Genomic DNA, 17,616 nt, shown 5'->3' with positions numbered 1-17,616 from the left:
TTTATCCTTTTAACTAAAACAACCAATGAGCCTTTTATTACCGATACAAAAAAGAAATGCAGTTCTGAATCGCATGGCTGTGCTTTTAGAACAAGAAAGAGCCAGCATTAAAGCGATTAATCAGCAGGATTTAAATAATTATTCTGGAGAGGATTTGGCTATGGAAAAACGTTTGCTGGTTGATAATGCCAAAATTGACGGAATGATTTTGTCTATGCAGCAATTAGCAAGCCAAGAAGATCCTGTGGGGCAGATACGTTTTACTTTCACGCACGAAAACGGCATGAAAGTAACCAACAAAACTGCAGCTTTCGGAACGATTATGATTATTTACGAATCCCGTCCTGACGTAACTGTCGAAGCAGGAGGAATTGCATTTAAATCTGGGAATAAAATCTTATTGAAAGGCGGAAAAGAATCTTTGCTGTCCAACTTGAAAATTGTTTCTCTTTGGCACCAAGCCTTGGAAGAAAATGAAATTGACAAAAATTGGGTAGAATACCTAAATTACAACCGCGTTGAAACTCAGGCATTTTTAGAAAACCCAACACAAAAAGTCGATTTAATTGTCCCTAGAGGAGGAGAACAACTAATCGAATTTACCAAAAAACATGCGACTTGTCCAGTAATTGTCAGCGGCCGCGGAAATAACTTTCTTTACATAAATAAAGAAGCCGATTTGAAAAAAGCGCTTGACATTATCATCAATGGAAAAACGACCAATATTGGTGTCTGTAACGCTTTGGACAAGGTTTTGATCGACACCAAATTACCGAATTGGCAGATTTTTGCAGCAGAATTGACAGCAGAATTAAAGAAATATAATGTTGAGATTTTGGGTGATGACGCTTTCGCAAATGCAGCTCAGGTTCCTGCAATTGAAAACGAAGAAATCTGGTACGAGGAATTTTTGAATTATAAAATTGTTGTCGGAGTCGTTAATTCTGATGAAGAAGCAATTGAAAAAATAAATAAATACTGCGGGGGACATTCGGCAACGATTATAACTCAAAATGATGCAGCTGCCCAAGAATTCATGGAAAATGTGGATACAGCGGCAGTATATCAAAACGCCTCTACCCGATTCACCGATGGAGGTCAGTTTGGTTTAGGAGGAGAATTAGCAATCAGCACCGACAAACTGCACCAACGCGGACCAATTGGTTTACAGCATTTGGTTACCAATAAATGGTATGTTTATGGTGATGGACAGATAAGATAGAAAATTGCAGATTATCATTAACGATTTTAGATTGTTAGAACTCATAAAATATTTTTATAATTAATAATGACAATAGAAACCTTAAATAATAGTGATGTTGGTTTACTAGATGAATTACAGCCTTCTGGTTGGGGCACAATTTTGCCTGCTCATGAGTTTTATACAACAAATACAGATTTTTGTTCTTCTATTCGAATTAATATTGACACCAAAATAGTTGGAATTGGAACCACTATAATCCATAATGATATAGCATGGTTAGGACATATTATTGTTCATCCCGAATATCGAAATCAAGGAATTGGGCAATTAATTACTCAATCTTTGATAAAGGATTCAAAAGCAAAAAAATGTGATACTATTTATCTAATTGCAACCGATCTTGGAGCACCGGTTTACATAAAATCAGGGTTTGAAACGGAAACAGAATACCTTTTTTTTAAAAATATAAAAGCAGAGAAATCTTGGAGAATATCAAGTAATGTCGTGCCATTTCATCCTGATCATAAAACCGAAATTGAGGCTATTGACAAATTTACCAGTGGTGAAGACAGAATATTTCATTTAGAAAAACATCTGCAAGAAGGGTTTGTTTATCATAATAATTCAGTTGTAGAAGGATTTTACCTGCCTGCTTTTGGAGAAGGTTTAATCCTTTCTAAAACTAAAGAAGCAGGAATTGAACTTATGAAAATGAGATTTACAAATCATGATAATGCATGTTTTCCTAAGGATAATATTCATGCAGTTGATTTTCTTTATAAATACGGATATAAAGAATTTAAAACAGCAAAAAGAATGAGATTAGGTAAAAAAAGAGATTTGAATTTCTCAAACATATACAATAGAATTGGAGGCAATATAGGTTAAATTCAATTTTAAAAGATTATATAATTTTGATTATCAGCTTTTGTTAGCTTTAAAAACAAAAAAATGAATAAATCAGGTAAAAAAAGAATATTATTAAAGTTAGGCAGTAACACATTAACCAAAGAAACCAATCATATTTCGAGAGGAAAGATTGAGGATATTGGGGTACAGATAGCCGCTTTGCAGGATGAATATGAATTCATTATTGTGAGTTCGGGAGCGATTGCTGCTGCCAAACAATTTGTAAAACTGGATAATCACGATAAAGATGTTTTCGTAAAACAGGCTTTGGCATCGATTGGGCAGCCTCATTTAATGCGGATTTATAACGAGAATTTCCGTGATTTAGGTTTATTCACCTCACAATGCCTCCTTTCCTATTCTGATTTTGAAAAAAAACAGACTAAAGACAATATCGTAAACACCATCAATGTATTGGTGAAAAATCATTATATCCCCATCATCAACGAAAATGACACTGTTGCTTCAGATGAAATTAAATTTGGTGATAATGATAAATTAGCCGCTTTAACAGCAGTTCTATTGAATGTTGACATTCTAATTATTGCCACAAATACCAACGGTATTTACACCAAATCGTCAATTAACGATGAAGTGCCGGAAACGATAGAATTAGTTACTGATTTATCGCTTTTGCAAAAAGAAATCGGGGACAAAAAATCGTCTCACGGAACAGGCGGAATGCAGTCTAAAATTGATTCGGCTGCGATTGCCAAAGCAGGGAATATCGAAACCTGGATTGTGAACGGGCTTGAAGATAATTTTATGCTGAAGGCATTAGACAATAAAATTGCGTTTACAAAGATTATATAATATCACTTTTTTAAACGATATTTTAGAATATCACGTATTTAGACGATATTAAAAAATATCATGTATTTAGACGATATTTTGAAATATCGCTAATTAATACGATATTTGAATTATGATAGCAGTTATTACAGCAGATATTATCAATTCAAGAAAATTGATAAATCAAGAAATATGGATTTCGCCATTAAAAAAATTATTGCGTTCGTATGGCGCAGCACCCGAAAAATGGGAGATTTTTAGAGGTGATTATTTTCAAATTGAAATTGAAGATCCAAAAGAAGCCCTTTTTGTATGCTTAAAAATAAAAGCATTGATAAAGAGTGTATTTATAAATGAAAAACAAAAAAAAACAGCTCCAATTGATGTTCGATTATCAATTGGTTTAGGGACAAAAGAATATACAGCCGGCAGAATTTCGGAAAGTAATGGTACGGCGTTCATCAATTCGGGCGAAAAGTTTGAAAAACTGAAGAAAGAGAAAACAACATTGGCAATTCAGTCTTCATTTCCTGATTTTGATTATGAAATGAATTTATACCTGAAATTGGCAGTTATACAAATGGACGCATGGACAGTAAATTCGGCAGTATTATTTACTACGATTTTTGAAGATCCTGAAAAAAAACAGGCAGAAATAGGAACGATTCTGGGTATTGGACAAAATTCTGTGAGTGGCAGATTCAAACGTGCTCATGTTGATGAAATTTTGGAATTAGACAAAATGTACCGCCATAAGCTAAAAACATTGGTGCAATGATAATTATAGTAAAATTAATATTGGCACACATTCTGGGTGATTTTTTGTTGCAGCCTAATAGCTGGGTAGAAGCAAAAGAAGAAAATAAAGCATTGGCATGGCAGTTATATGCCCATGCTATGATTCACGGACTGCTGTCATTATTGATTTTATTTGACCTAACGGATTGGAAATTGGTGACAATGATAACATTCAGTCATTTAATCATAGATTACGCCAAATTAAATTTTCAAAAAGAAAGCACCAAGATTACTTGGTTCATTGCTGACCAAATAGCGCATCTGGCAGTAATTCTAATTTTGGGATTGTTTTGGATAAATAAAGAAAAAGAACTTTTAGAATTATTGTTTTCTAATTCGTTTCTAATACTGACAACGGCTGTTGTTTTTTTGACACAGCCCGTTTCGATAATAATGAGTGTGCTTATAAAACCTTGGTCGGATGCAATCCTCAATGAAAAAGAGCAGTCTCTCAAAAACGCAGGCAAATACATTGGAATACTAGAAAGGTTATTAGTATTTCTTTTTATCTGCACGAATCATTTCGAAGCCGTTGGCTTTTTATTAGCGACAAAATCGGTTTTCAGGTTTGGAGATTTAAAAGAATCCAAAGAGCGGAAACTGACAGAATATATATTAATAGGAACATTATTGAGCTTTGGAATTGCCTTGATAGTGGGATTATTAACTCAATATTTATTAAAATTATAAAAAGTTGAATTATTTAATTGATAATTCGGTTAAACAAATCAACGATTAACCGATTAAACTATAAAAAAATGAACTACACCTCAATAAAAGAAATAGATTCACTCCAAAAATGGGTGAAAGAAGCGTTAAAAATCAAAAAAAATCCGCTTAAGAATAAGAAACTGGGAAAAAACAAAACGTTAGTAATGCTATTTTTCAACTCCAGTTTGAGAACCCGTTTGAGTACTCAAAAAGCAGCCATAAATTTAGGGATGAACGTTATGGTCATGAACTTTGGTAGCGAAGGCTGGACACTGGAATACGAAGACGGAACAGTTATGAACCAAGGCGCTTCTGAACACATCAAAGAAGCAGCGGAAGTAGTTTCTCAATATGCAGATATTATTGCCATCAGAGCATTTGCGGGATTGGTTGACAAAGAAAAAGACAACGCTGAAACGGTAATGAACGGCTTCGTAAAACACGCCACTGTGCCAATTCTAAATATGGAAAGCGCCACAGGACATCCATTGCAGTCACTTGCAGATGCAATCACAATGGAGGAAAACAAAACCAAACACAGACCAAAAGTCGTTCTCTCATGGGCACCGCACCCGAGAGCTTTACCGCAGGCAGTTCCCAATTCTTTCGTGGAAATGATGCAGTTACAGACCGAAATGGATTTTGTAATCACACATCCGGAAGGCTACGAACTAAATCCTGAAATCACCAAAGATTCTAAAATTGAACACGACCAGGACAAAGCTTTTGCAAATGCCGATTTTATCTATGCTAAAAACTGGAGCAATTATAAAGAATACGGAAAAATCACCAATACAGATCCAAACTGGACCATCACTGCTGATAAAATGAAACTGACCAACAATGCTAAATTTATGCACTGTCTGCCGGTAAGACGTAATGTAATAGTTACTGATGAAGTAATCGACAGTGAAAATTCGATTGTAATTCAGCAGGCGAATAACAGAACGTATTCAGCTCAATTAGTACTGCAGAAAATCCTGAAAAAATTAGACAAATAGATAATAGAATAAAGAGTATAGACTTTAAACTAATTAAATGAATATCAAAGCCCAAAGCCCAAAGCCCGAAGCACTTTCGATCATAAAAATTGGCGGTAACATCATCGACAATCCAGCAGAATTAAAACAGTTCCTTACTGATTTTTCAAAAATAGAAGGTAATAAAATACTCGTTCACGGAGGCGGAAAATCAGCTACCAAAATGGCTCAGAGCATTGGCCTGGTTCCCCAAATGATCGACGGACGCCGTATTACCGATGCACCAATGCTCGATGTAGTAGTAATGATTTATGCAGGCGAAATCAATAAAAATGTGGTTGCTCAGCTGCAGGCCTATAATACTAATGCCATTGGCTTTTCTGGAGCTGACGGGAATTTAATTCTGTCAACAAAACGCAATCATCCAACAATTGATTATGGTTTTGTAGGCGATGTGCAAAAAGTAAATACTCCTTTATTGGAAACATTATTAAACAGTGGCATAACACCAGTATTCTGCGCCATCACACATGACGGACAAGGGCAATTATTGAATACCAATGCTGACACTATTGCTAGTGAATTGGCTATCGCTGCCTCCGAAGTTTTTGATGTTACTTTAACCTATTGTTTCGAAAAAGCAGGGGTTTTAACCGATATAGAGGATGAAAATTCAGTAATCCAGCAAATAAATTCAGCTCTTTATTCAAAATTAAAAGAAGAAGGCGCCATTCATTCCGGTATGATTCCTAAATTGGATAATTGTTTTAACAGCTTATCGAAAGGCGTTCAAAAAATACGGATTGGTCATCACAGAATGTTACAAAACACAAACGCAATTTTTACAACAATCGAATTGTAAAAATTAAACACAAATTACATTAATTTGCACAAATTAATTCGTGAAATTTGCGTTGAAAATAAAATAAATGAAAAACATAGAAACCCTCATACAAGAAGCCATTTCTCTTTTAAAATCGCTGATTGAAACTCCTTCTTTTTCGAGCGAAGAAGAGCAGACTGCGCTTTTAATTGAAAATTGGTTTACACAAAACAACATTCCTTTTGAACGGGAAAACAATAATATCTGGGCTTACAACCTGCATTTTGATAAATCAAAGCCTACACTTTTACTCAATTCGCATCACGATACTGTAAAACCCAATCAAGGCTATACTAACGATCCGTTTGAAGCGATAGTAAAAGACGGCAAACTATATGGTTTGGGCAGCAACGATGCCGGCGGATGTTTGGTTTCATTAATTGCAGCATTCACCCATTTTTATGCCTGCGAAAACCTGCCTTACAACATTGTTATTGTGGCTTCGGCAGAGGAAGAAAGCAGTGGTAAAAATGGCTTAAACAGCGTTTTGAAGCACTTGCCAGAGCTGGAATGCGCCATCGTTGGAGAACCAACTTTAATGCAGCTGGCCATCGCCGAAAAAGGTTTGCTAGTATTGGATATAGTCGTAAAAGGAACTGCCAGCCACGCTGCACACAATAATCCAGACAACCCAATTTATAATGCAATGCCCGTGATTGATTGGTTCAAAACCTTTCAATTCGAAAAAATATCGGAGGTTTTAGGTCCCGTAAAAATGACTGTAACTCAAGTAAATGCTGGAAAACAGCACAATGTAGTTCCGGCCGAATGCCATTTGGTAGTCGATATCCGTGTCAATGACTGCTACAACAATACCGAAATTCTAGAAACCGTAAGAGCCAATGTTAAAGCCGAAGTTACACCCCGCTCAATGCATTTAAATGCATCATCAATCCCTGTTTCGCACGGATTGGTACAGGCAGGTATCGCTTTGGGAAGAACCACTTATGGCTCTCCTACCCTTTCGGATCAATCTGTTTTGTATTGCAAGTCATTAAAACTAGGACCGGGAGAAAGCTTGCGGTCACATTCGGCAGACGAATTTATATATGTAAACGAAATCGAAGAAGGAATCCAATTGTACATTAAAATACTTGGAAACTTTTTCAAAAATTAAAATAGTTTTCAGGAGCTAATCCCGCTGTCCGCTATATCTTTCCTGCCGAACCCCGGCAGGAAAGGATGTTGCTTCCATCGGGGCTAGGACATTCAGTAAATCAAGAAAATTTGAATTAAAAAAGTACGGACAAGTCGTTATTTGTCACCGAAAAAATTAAAAACAGTACGGACAAGTCGCAGCTTGTCCCTACGAAATAAAAAAACGATATGAAACTTTGGGAAAAAGGAATACCAACCGACAAACAAATCGAACATTTTACGGTAGGAAATGACAGGGAATTAGATTTGGTTTTGGCCAAATATGATGCTTTAGGCTCTATTGCTCATGCAAAAATGCTAGGTCAGATTGGTTTATTAACTTCTGAAGAAACTGCTTCTTTAGTGCTGGCTTTAGAAGATATTATTGCTGATATAGCAAAAGGCAATTTCGAAATCGAAGACAGCTTTGAAGATGTACATTCCAAAATTGAATATTTACTAACGATAAAACTTGGCGATGCCGGAAAAAAAATCCACACCGCACGTTCCCGTAACGATCAAGTTTTGGTCGATGTGAATTTATACCTCAAAGATGCTGTTAAAGAATTGAAAGAGCAGGTAAAAACGCTTTTCGATTTAATGATGGAATCAGCAGAGAAATACCAAAATGTATTACTGCCAGGCTACACACACCTTCAGATTGCGATGCCGTCCTCTTTCGGAATGTGGTTTTCTGCCTATGCCGAAACCCTGATTGACGATATTACAATGCTTAATGCAGCACTGAAAGTTGTAGATCAAAATCCGTTGGGTTCTGCTGCAGGTTACGGAAGCTCCTTCCCTATCAAAAGAACTTTCACAACCAAAGAATTAGGTTTTGAAACGTTGAAATACAATTCGGTTGCCGCACAAATGAGCCGTGGTAAATCAGAGAAAACAGTTGCTTTTGCCATGAGCAGCGTTGCAGCAACTCTGGCAAAATTCTCAATGGATGTGTGCTTGTACATGAGTCAGAACTTTGATTTTATCGGTTTGCCATCACATTTAACGACAGGTTCAAGCATTATGCCACACAAAAAAAACCCAGATGTTTTTGAATTGATCCGTGGCAAATGCAACAAAATTCAAGCCCTGCCGTATGAAATTACTTTGATCACAAATAATCTGCCTAGCGGTTATCACAGGGATTTTCAATTATTAAAAGAAGGTTTATTCCCAGCAATTCAAAACCTGAAAGCCTGCTTGGATATTGCTATTTTCTCTATTAAAGATATCAAGGTAAAAGATAATATTCTTGCTGATAAAAAATATGATTATCTGTTTACGGTAGATACTTTAAACGAAATGGTTGTTGCAGGAATACCTTTCAGGGATGCATACAAAGCCGTTGCTGAACAATTGGAAGCCGGCATTTATCAATCTCCGAAAGAAACCAAACATACGCACGAAGGCAGTATCAATAACCTTTGTCTGGCAGAAATTAAAAACAAAATGAAAGATTCTTATTAACAAACAGATAAGAATTATTACAAAAACAAAAAGGCATTAGAATTCAATTTCTGATGCCTTTTTTATTGCATTAATTCAAACTTGGTGCTTCGGGTATCTTGACTTTGATTTTATTTTTCTTCGCCATTAATAAAAAAGTAGTAATCCCAGTTAAAATGACCAGCAAGGCAATTTCGAGTTCGCCCAAACTGTTGTTACCATTATGTATGGCTGTAGCATGGTCTAATTTGGACCTTCCTTCCTTTATTTGAAGATTAGACAATTTTCCTAATGTTTGCAACGCATTATTGCTCAGGTTTGTAATTTGATTCCAGTTTTTATTTCGGTTTTGTTCTTTAATCGAAGTACAGGCAGATAAAAAAGAGTTAAAAAATAATTTCTCATTAGAAGTCAAAACCGTTTTTAAATATAGTTTATCAATATCTTGAATATTACCTAATGCTAATGCAATCGCCTCAATTTTCTGATTATCATTTAATTGAGATTGTATTACACTTGCTTTTATCGAATGAATTTCATTTGCGTATTGAAAAATATAATGCTCTACTACCAATCGGTCATTAAAAATGGCATTAATATCTTCATTTGTTTTTTTGGAATTATGCAGTGTCCTGAAATTATTCAATAGAATAAGAACCATAACAATCAGCAGAATAAAAGCCGCTTTTGTTTTGTTTGTATATTTCAAATCACTCATCTTAAATATTTTATGTTTCTGCAATATACATCATTGTGCTTTGTAATGCAATTTTATTTAAGCAATTTGAGTTTCTCCACAAATTAAAGAATAATAAACATTGAAGTTTTATGTAACCAAGAAAATGTTAAGGGATAATTTTTGATGTATCAAAAACAAATATCACTTTCATAATTAATTGCAAAAAATCTATATATTTGAGAAATATCTTAATTAAAATTATATGCCGAATTTCGAGGGTCAAGCGGTGCAGACGCTATTTGATCAAAATCATATTACTGAAGAACAATTCGAAGCTGTCCGCGCTTATCGTAATTTAAAACTGTTTTCAGTACACAATGAATTAAAGTTCTTATTATACCTCTCAATGCTGTTATTTACTTCTGGAATTGGTATTTTAATCTATCAGAACATTGATACCATTGGACATACTGTACTTCTTGGTTTATTGCTGTTAGTTACAATTGGCTGTTTTTATTTTTGCTTTAAAAATCATCCAGGATTCAATAAAGAAGAAGCGCCTTTTCCTAATCCGCTTTATGATTATCTGGTGCTTACAGCCGTTATACTGAGCTGTACATTTATAGGTTATCTGCAGTTTCAATACCAGACTTTTGGAACTCATTATGGATTAGCAACTCTGGTTCCGACTGTCATTAGTCTTTTTTGTGCCTATTATTTTGATAACAAAAGCGTTCTCTCTATTGGAATCACCGGAATGGCAGCTTATCTTGGAATTTCAGCAGACCCAAAACATATTTTTGACAATGAGATGATTGACAATACTTATTTGAGTTATGTTGGTCTGGCTTTTGGACTGACGCTGCTGCTTTGGGTCTTGTATGCCTCTAAAATCAGTTTGAAAAAACACTTTAATCTGGTCTATCTTACTTTTTCCCTGCACTTAATCGGTATTGCCTGTATCGTTAATCTTTGTGCGGATTATTGGTTCCCATTTGGTCTGATTTTGGGAATTGCATCTTACTATTTTTATAATTTAAGTTTTCAAGTCAGGTCTATTTCGTTGTTTATTTTCACGGTTTTGTATGGTTTTATAGGGATGAATATCTTTTTTGCAAGACTCTTGGACAGCATACACTTTGATGATTTTTTCTTTCTTTTCATTTTTACAACCCCTTTTTATTTCATTGGCGCTATAATTGGCTTTATAAAACTGATTAAACATTTTAACAAAAAAACTTCCGATGACAGCATACGATAAAGACCTTTTAAACAATGTCTATTTAGATGAAGAAGCCCATCGCTTAAAGCAATCGGGGTTTATTAGTGAGGAACAATACAAATCATTCAGCAAGCAATTATTAAAGCTAAAAAGCCACAAAAATCTTTTTATCCGGATTGCTTTTTTTATTCTAGGATGCTTGCTGTATTCATCAATCTGCGGATTTGTGTCATTGCTATTGCTTGCTTCCAACGGTAATGAATATATCTATTTTATTTATTTTTTTGCGATAATAGGTTTTGGTACCAAAGAATTTATGTCCCGAGAAATGAAATATTTCGGTTTTGGCCTAGATGATGCTTTTATTTTGGGAGCAATTCTATCTCTGTCCATTGCAGTCTCCCTCACATTTGACATAAACTACGATCCAAATTATCTTGCTGCTATTATTGTAATCGCAATTGCATCAAGTGGAGCTTATTTGCGTTATCTGAATCTTTCATTGGCACTGCTGGCCTGTATCGGGATAACAGGAACTATAGCTTATCTGACGTTTGAATATCTTATTATAGGCAAAGCCATATTGCCTTTTGTGATGATGTTATTTTCGGGTATAGGCTATTTTATTTCTAAAAAAACATTGAAAAACTTATCTTTTCCTTACTATTATAAAGGACTAAAATTAGCCAAAGGCTTTTGCCTGATTTTGTTTTATCTCGCTGGGAATTATTATGTGGTCAGAGAATTGAATTTCAATTTGTCTAGAGATTATTTATATGATGGCCCGAGTCCCGAAATTCCATTTGCTTTGCTCTTTTGGGTATTTACATTTACAATTCCAATACTATATCTCGTTTTTTCTTTGAAAAACAAAGACCGAATGATGCTTTGGATTGGCTTTTTAGCACTTTGTTTCAGCTTTTTTACTTTCAGAACGTATCATCATGTTTTACCGCCTGAAGCCGCTTTGACTATTGGCGGATTGGTTTTATTTGCCTTTACTTATTTTGCCATAAAAAAAACAAAACACAATGAAACCGGAATCACGTTCCAAGCAGATCGTTTTACCAATCCCAATGCTTTTGCCAATATTCAGGTTCTTGTGTCTGCTTCGCAATTTGGAATAAAACCCGAGATAAAACCTGAAGAATCTCCAATGGAATTTGGCGGCGGCGGGTTTAGTGGCGGCGGTTCTGGAGGGGAATTTTAGACGTTTATTTCATTACATAAAAAAATCCATAATTAATTTTATGGATTTTTTTATGCAGCTATATTTTTATCAATCAGTAGAAATTTAATTTAAAATTTTAATTTTCCAGTTTTTAGATATACAGTTGAATTTTTGATTGAACTATTCATCGCATCAGTAAAAGCTTGCTCAAATGCAAAAAATAGAACTGATCCGCTTCCTTTAGAAACAAAATCAAGCACCTTTTTTCGAGTCTTAATATCGTAAATCTGAAAATGCGAATTTATAATGCAGCTCTCGCTTTGGGTACTCGTCATCCCCATTCCTCCACCAGCCATAAGCACAGGTGCTCCTACACTTCCCTGAATACTGTTTGTAACTTCATGATTATTAATTTTTATCAGATAATCAGCAGTTGTATTTGTAAATAACGAATCAATCTTTTTTTTCTGATCCATAGTCAATGTCATAGAATCATTTGAAACAGATTCAAAAGATTTATCAAGTTTTATTTCACCAAAAATTTTTTCTTCTTTCAGTTTAACAGAACATAAACTATCATAATGGCTCACAAAATCATGTTTTTTCTTATATTTTTTATTAAATGTCTTAGTAAATTCATTTATTAAAACATCATCATTACCAACAAGAATAGCAGTTTTATCAGTTCCAAAAACAAACTGAGAATCCTGATAATTTGAGTTTTCACTAATACGGACTGCATCGCAGGAACATAATAATTGAGCGGCAATAACACTGCCCATTAACCATTTGCTTACTTTCATTTATTTACAATAGATTTAGGGGGATTTATTTATAATTTCGAATTCAATTCTTCTGCATTAATATCGCTGTGCGAAGCATCATAAACTGATTTACCGTTTTTAATCAGTAATAATTGTGGCGATTGGTGAAACACGTTGAAACGGCTGGCAACTTCATTGGAAATATCTCTATACTCCAATAAATCCAGAAAATAAGCAGAAACGTTGGAATCCAATGTCTCTACATCAAATTCCTTTTCAAATTGTTTCAATGCAAATCTGCTGATACTGCATCGCGTACTGTGCTTAAAGATAATCGCAGGTGCCTGATCGGATAAAGCAGTAATTTCATCCAATTGTCCCATATGCTGTAACGGAATCCAATTGATTTTGCTTGATGTATCTTTCTTCTCTTCTGAACTTCCGAATAGTGAATTAAAAAGGCTCATTTTGTCGTATTTTATGTCGTTTTGTCTTTATAAATTGATAAAAATCATCACTAAAGCGCCAAATTGTCTGTAAATTTAGACTGGAATACCGTTTGATGATTATTTGCAAAGTTAGTTATTAAACCTATAAAAAAATATAAAACCTTTAGCCATGAACATAAACAAATTTACAATCAAATCGCAGGAAGCCATACAGCTCTCACAACAGTTGGTTCAGAGTTTAGGGCAGCAGCAAATAGAAAACGAACATATTTTCAAAGCTATTTTTGAAGTCGATGAAAATGTTGCGCCTTTTATTTTGAAAAAACTCAACGTAAATGTACCGCTGTTTCTTCAGATTCTGGATGCTACAATTCAGAGTTTTCCAAAAGTTTCTGGAGGTGAAATACAGCTTTCCAGAACAGCTAATACCGCTTTGAACGAAGCCGAAATCATTGCCAAAAAAATGAATGACGAATACGTTTCAATCGAGCATTTAATCTTGGCAATATTTGATTCTAAAAGCAAAGTGTCCCAAATCCTGAAAGACCAGGGCGTTACCGGAAAAGGACTGAAAGCAGCTATTGAAGAATTGCGCAAAGGCGAAAGAGTAACCTCTGCTTCAGCTGAAGAGACTTACAATTCATTGAACAAATACGCCAAAAACCTTAACGAACTGGCGAGAACAGGAAAGCTAGATCCCGTAATCGGCCGTGATGAGGAAATCCGACGAGTATTACAAATTTTAACTCGTCGTACAAAAAATAACCCGATGCTTGTGGGAGAACCCGGTGTGGGTAAAACCGCTATTGCCGAAGGACTCGCACACAGAATTGTAGATGGCGACGTACCCGATAATTTGAAAGAAAAAATCGTTTTCTCACTCGATATGGGAGCTCTGATTGCAGGTGCAAAATACAAAGGAGAATTCGAAGAAAGACTGAAATCGGTTGTTAAAGAGGTAATCGCTTCTGAAGGAGATATTGTACTTTTCATTGACGAAATCCACACGCTTGTAGGTGCAGGCGGCGGTGAGGGCGCAATGGATGCTGCTAATATTCTGAAACCAGCTTTGGCCCGTGGTGAACTGCGCGCCATTGGTGCGACGACTTTGGACGAATACCAGAAATATTTCGAAAAAGACAAAGCACTTGAACGCCGTTTCCAGAAAATTATCATCGAAGAACCCGATACCGAAAGTGCCATTTCGATTCTGAGAGGTATCAAAGAAAAATACGAAACACATCACAAAGTACAGATTAAGGACGATGCGATCATTGCGGCAGTTACACTTTCGCAGCGTTACATTTCTAATCGTTTTCTTCCAGACAAAGCTATTGACTTAATGGACGAAGCGGCTTCGAAACTACGCATGGAAATAAACTCCAAACCCGAAGAACTAGACGTTTTAGATCGAAAAATAATGCAGCTGGAAATAGAAATCGAAGCGATCAAACGTGAAAAGGACGAAAGCAAACTAAAAATATTAGGCTTGGATCTGGCTAATCTCAAAGAGGAACGAAATATTATTTACGCCAAATGGAAAGCTGAAAAAGAAGTTGCCGATAACATTCAGGATGTGAAAACCGAAATCGAAAATTTTAAACACGAAGCCGAACGCGCCGAACGTGACGGCGATTACGGTAAAGTAGCCGAAATCCGTTACGGAAAAATCAAGGAAGCTCAAGATCGATTGACTGAATATCAAAAACAATTGGCCGAAAACCAATCGGGAACCTCATTGATAAAAGAAGAAGTAACCCGTGAAGACATAGCTGAAGTGGTAGCCAAATGGACCGGGATTCCAGTAATGAAAATGCTGCAGGGCGAACGCGAAAAACTGCTTTATCTGGAAGACGAACTGCACCACCGAGTTGTAGGTCAGGAAGAAGCTATCGAAGCTGTGAGCGATGCCGTGAGACGCAACCGTGCCGGTCTTCAGGACACTAAAAAACCAGTGGGTACTTTTCTTTTCCTTGGAACAACTGGTGTTGGTAAAACCGAGCTTGCCAAAGCCTTGGCCGAATATCTTTTTGACGATGAAAACGCCATGACCCGAATCGATATGAGCGAGTATCAGGAACGCCACAGCGTGAGCCGATTGGTAGGAGCGCCTCCGGGTTACGTGGGCTATGACGAAGGCGGTCAATTGACCGAAGCTGTGCGTAGAAAACCATATTCAGTAATATTACTGGATGAGATTGAAAAAGCGCATCCTGACACTTTCAACATCCTGCTGCAAGTGCTTGATGAAGGACGCTTGACCGACAACAAAGGACGTCTGGCCGATTTCAAAAACACGATTATCATCATGACTTCTAATATGGGAAGCCAGATTATACAGGAAAAATTTGAAAACCTGAAAGGAAGCGTCGAAGCCGCCACCGAAGCTGCCAAAGTCGAAGTACTGGGATTATTAAAACAAACCGTACGCCCCGAGTTCATCAACCGTATTGACGAAATTGTAATGTTTACACCGCTTACCGCACAGAACATTACCAGAATTGTAAGCCTGCAGCTGAAGAATGTAACCAATATGCTCGCACAGCAAGGCATTACGATGGACGCAACTCCTCAAGCAATCGAGTATCTGGCCGACAAAGGTTTTGATCCGCAGTTTGGTGCCAGACCGGTAAAACGAGTAATCCAAAGAGACGTTCTCAACCAGCTCTCCAAAGAAATCCTCGCCGGCCGAGTAAAACCCGACAGCATCATCCTGCTTGATGCCTTCGACAACGAACTCGTTTTCAGGAACCAAACAGACTTGGTACACGAATAAATAATAACAATAAATCTTCAAAACTGCAGAGTCACAAGCTTTGCAGTTTTTTTTTGTTTTAGGGTACAGAAGACTTCGCCATACAAGCTAAACAAATAATACAATTCCATAATCAAAGTCTTTGCAAATTCCAGATAATTCATTCAAAAAAAACATAAAAAAAACCACAAACAACAGCTTGTGGTTTTTTGTATTTGTCATTTGAATTAATAACAACTGATTTTATTCAACTAAATTCCTTTTAGGCGCAATCTGTATTCTTTCATGAATTCATCAGCATGTGCCTGCTTGATTTGTTTGGTATTTAAACCCTGCAGATTTTTTACATATCCTTTAAAAATATGACTAATAAAGAGCGGTGAAAGATTAGAACCAGTACTAGTACTATTATAAGTATTATGACAGGAGAAGCAATTAACAAGATTGTCAACTGTAGTTCCATGTATAGAAGTCGGAGTAAATCCTACCTGAACATAGGTTTCCATAGTAATATTGTAGGCAGCAACAGAACCTCTTGTCAATTTTCCGGGTTGAGAATTTGAAAGATTATAACTTAACGAATCCAATAGGGCTGCTTGTGCCTGAGGACCTACATATCCTGCAGTATTGATCCATATTGAACCATTGTAGAAATAATTATTCCAAACACCTTTCAGCTGTGACTTAACACTTTGATTTATAGCTCGAATATTACCTAAGTTCTCTGAACCATTTTGGCTTGTTTTCATATAAAGCTGTACATTATGAGATCCTTTCATTGCTTTCTCAACAGGAACGCCGTATTTGTAAACCGAAAAAACGTCAGTGTAAATACCATTTTTTGAAGTTATATTCTTAACCGTAGCAGTGGAACTTTTATTGAAAAAAGGATAATCGACAGTGCTGGTCACCGGTGCATCGGTTGTAGGCGTAGCCTTGGACCAATCATAGGCAGGTGCAAGATTTTCATGTTCAAAAGTAGCCCATACAAATTCGGGATGATTCTCCACAACCCCAACTACGTGCATTCCCAAAAGAGCCACTCTCGTTGTTACTCCATTGATTTCCCCTTTGGTAATAAAATAGGAAGTGGTATCCTTAAGAACGCTTGCCTTTATCCAAGACGTTTTAAGTTCCAATGAGCCTACGGGAAAAGTTACGTCTTTCAATTTTGTAGGATCGCTTTTTGCTATTGGTCCATATTTTAGCATTGCTGCATAAAGAAGCTTATCCATAAATATTGAATAATAAACCGTAGTAGAAGGCGGAATCCCCGATGGATAATTTGGTGTTTTCAAAATATCTGTAGTAGGTGAACTTGCCTGACCAGTATCTGTCAAAACAATCCCTTTACTTTGATCTAGTCTTTTACCAGCCGAATTCACCTGAATCAAAGTTGTAATAAATGATGGCTGTCCATTAACCTCATTGGTTAACCAAAGAAACTTTTGCCAAGACCATTGATGAAAGTCACAATTAGTTACAGTTGCATTGTTTGCAAATACGCTTGTTGGTCCTTCATTTGGCGCAGGAGTTTTTCTGGTATTGTTTTCCATCGCAAACCAACTAGCCGGAGCTAAACATTCTGAGACACTGGCACTGGTGCTTTTACTCGTACTCGTATAACTTGAATTTTCATCTTTTGAATCTTTTTTGCAGGCACAAAATAAGACTAGGATAATTAAAAGCAATAGTTTTTTTGTCGTTTTCATA

The 17,616-nt window shown here is 36.1% G+C and carries 16 protein-coding genes; 12 read left to right on the top strand and 4 right to left on the bottom strand.

Features of this window, described 5'->3' with window-relative positions:
• Positions 1 to 25 precede the first annotated feature (25 nt).
• The 9 genes from IRZ80_RS12985 to argH all read left to right on the top strand — a co-directional run bounded on the left by IRZ80_RS12985 (position 26) and on the right by argH (position 8,884).
• Positions 26 to 1,222 carry a glutamate-5-semialdehyde dehydrogenase gene (locus tag IRZ80_RS12985; RefSeq protein ID WP_194641998.1) on the top strand — a complete coding sequence of 399 codons (1,197 nt, stop codon included), beginning with the start codon at positions 26 to 28 and terminating at the stop codon, positions 1,220 to 1,222.
• A 66-nt stretch (positions 1,223 to 1,288) separates the two neighbouring features.
• Entirely contained in the window at positions 1,289 to 2,092 is an 804-nt protein-coding gene (locus IRZ80_RS12980) for a GNAT family N-acetyltransferase (protein ID WP_194641997.1), read from the top strand.
• A gap of 63 nt (positions 2,093 to 2,155) precedes the next feature.
• A complete protein-coding gene (gene proB / locus IRZ80_RS12975) occupies positions 2,156 to 2,926 on the top strand; it encodes a glutamate 5-kinase (RefSeq protein WP_194641996.1) in 771 nt (256 codons plus the stop codon).
• Positions 2,927 to 3,038: 112 nt separating this feature from the next.
• The gene (locus IRZ80_RS12970) at positions 3,039 to 3,683 is read left to right on the top strand and encodes a hypothetical protein (RefSeq protein WP_194641995.1); all 645 of its coding nucleotides are present in this window, start codon (positions 3,039 to 3,041) and stop codon (positions 3,681 to 3,683) included.
• Complete coding sequence (locus IRZ80_RS12965) at positions 3,680 to 4,393, top strand: DUF3307 domain-containing protein (RefSeq protein WP_194641994.1); 714 nt, start codon at positions 3,680 to 3,682, stop codon at positions 4,391 to 4,393. The genes IRZ80_RS12970 and IRZ80_RS12965 overlap by 4 nt, the downstream gene beginning before the upstream one ends.
• A gap of 68 nt (positions 4,394 to 4,461) precedes the next feature.
• The gene (locus IRZ80_RS12960) at positions 4,462 to 5,415 is read left to right on the top strand and encodes an N-acetylornithine carbamoyltransferase (protein WP_194641993.1); all 954 of its coding nucleotides are present in this window, start codon (positions 4,462 to 4,464) and stop codon (positions 5,413 to 5,415) included.
• A 37-nt stretch (positions 5,416 to 5,452) separates the two neighbouring features.
• A complete protein-coding gene (gene argB / locus IRZ80_RS12955) occupies positions 5,453 to 6,256 on the top strand; it encodes an acetylglutamate kinase (protein WP_194641992.1) in 804 nt (267 codons plus the stop codon).
• 67 nt (positions 6,257 to 6,323) lie between these two features.
• The gene (locus IRZ80_RS12950) at positions 6,324 to 7,394 is read left to right on the top strand and encodes a M20 family metallo-hydrolase (protein ID WP_194641991.1); all 1,071 of its coding nucleotides are present in this window, start codon (positions 6,324 to 6,326) and stop codon (positions 7,392 to 7,394) included.
• A gap of 209 nt (positions 7,395 to 7,603) precedes the next feature.
• Entirely contained in the window at positions 7,604 to 8,884 is a 1,281-nt protein-coding gene (argH, locus tag IRZ80_RS12945) for an argininosuccinate lyase (RefSeq protein ID WP_194641990.1), read from the top strand.
• A gap of 70 nt (positions 8,885 to 8,954) precedes the next feature.
• On the opposite strand, the gene IRZ80_RS12940 is transcribed toward argH, so the two are convergent.
• A complete protein-coding gene (locus IRZ80_RS12940) occupies positions 8,955 to 9,581 on the bottom strand; it encodes a hypothetical protein (protein WP_194641989.1) in 627 nt (208 codons plus the stop codon).
• Between the two features lie 223 nt (positions 9,582 to 9,804).
• Here IRZ80_RS12940 and IRZ80_RS12935 point away from each other — a divergent pair, with 223 nt between their 5' ends.
• Both IRZ80_RS12935 and IRZ80_RS12930 read left to right on the top strand, forming a co-directional pair.
• Positions 9,805 to 10,803, top strand: coding sequence for a DUF2157 domain-containing protein (locus IRZ80_RS12935; protein ID WP_194641988.1), 999 nt, complete (start codon positions 9,805 to 9,807; stop codon positions 10,801 to 10,803).
• Positions 10,787 to 11,974 (top strand): hypothetical protein, encoded by a 1,188-nt coding sequence (locus IRZ80_RS12930; RefSeq protein WP_194641987.1) that lies wholly within the window; start codon positions 10,787 to 10,789, stop codon positions 11,972 to 11,974. The genes IRZ80_RS12935 and IRZ80_RS12930 overlap by 17 nt, the downstream gene beginning before the upstream one ends.
• An 89-nt stretch (positions 11,975 to 12,063) precedes the next feature.
• Here the strand turns inward: IRZ80_RS12930 and IRZ80_RS12925 are convergent, their stop codons facing one another.
• Together IRZ80_RS12925 and ytxJ are read right to left on the bottom strand one after the other, a co-directional pair.
• The gene (locus IRZ80_RS12925) at positions 12,064 to 12,738 is read right to left on the bottom strand and encodes a hypothetical protein (RefSeq protein WP_194641986.1); all 675 of its coding nucleotides are present in this window, start codon (positions 12,736 to 12,738) and stop codon (positions 12,064 to 12,066) included.
• A 29-nt stretch (positions 12,739 to 12,767) separates the two neighbouring features.
• Entirely contained in the window at positions 12,768 to 13,166 is a 399-nt protein-coding gene (ytxJ, locus tag IRZ80_RS12920; RefSeq protein ID WP_194641985.1) for a bacillithiol system redox-active protein YtxJ, read from the bottom strand.
• A 151-nt stretch (positions 13,167 to 13,317) separates the two neighbouring features.
• Here ytxJ and clpB point away from each other — a divergent pair, with 151 nt between their 5' ends.
• Positions 13,318 to 15,924, top strand: coding sequence for an ATP-dependent chaperone ClpB (gene clpB / locus IRZ80_RS12915; RefSeq protein WP_194641984.1), 2,607 nt, complete (start codon positions 13,318 to 13,320; stop codon positions 15,922 to 15,924).
• A 230-nt stretch (positions 15,925 to 16,154) separates the two neighbouring features.
• Here the strand turns inward: clpB and IRZ80_RS12910 are convergent, their stop codons facing one another.
• Positions 16,155 to 17,615 carry a hypothetical protein gene (locus tag IRZ80_RS12910; RefSeq protein ID WP_194641983.1) on the bottom strand — a complete coding sequence of 487 codons (1,461 nt, stop codon included), beginning with the start codon at positions 17,613 to 17,615 and terminating at the stop codon, positions 16,155 to 16,157.
• Position 17,616 lies beyond the last annotated feature (1 nt).

This window comes from Flavobacterium sp. HJJ (assembly GCF_015351475.1).
Taxonomy (GTDB): Bacteria; Bacteroidota; Bacteroidia; order Flavobacteriales; family Flavobacteriaceae; genus Flavobacterium; species Flavobacterium marginilacus.
This window is presented reverse-complemented; position numbering and strand designations above follow the sequence as displayed.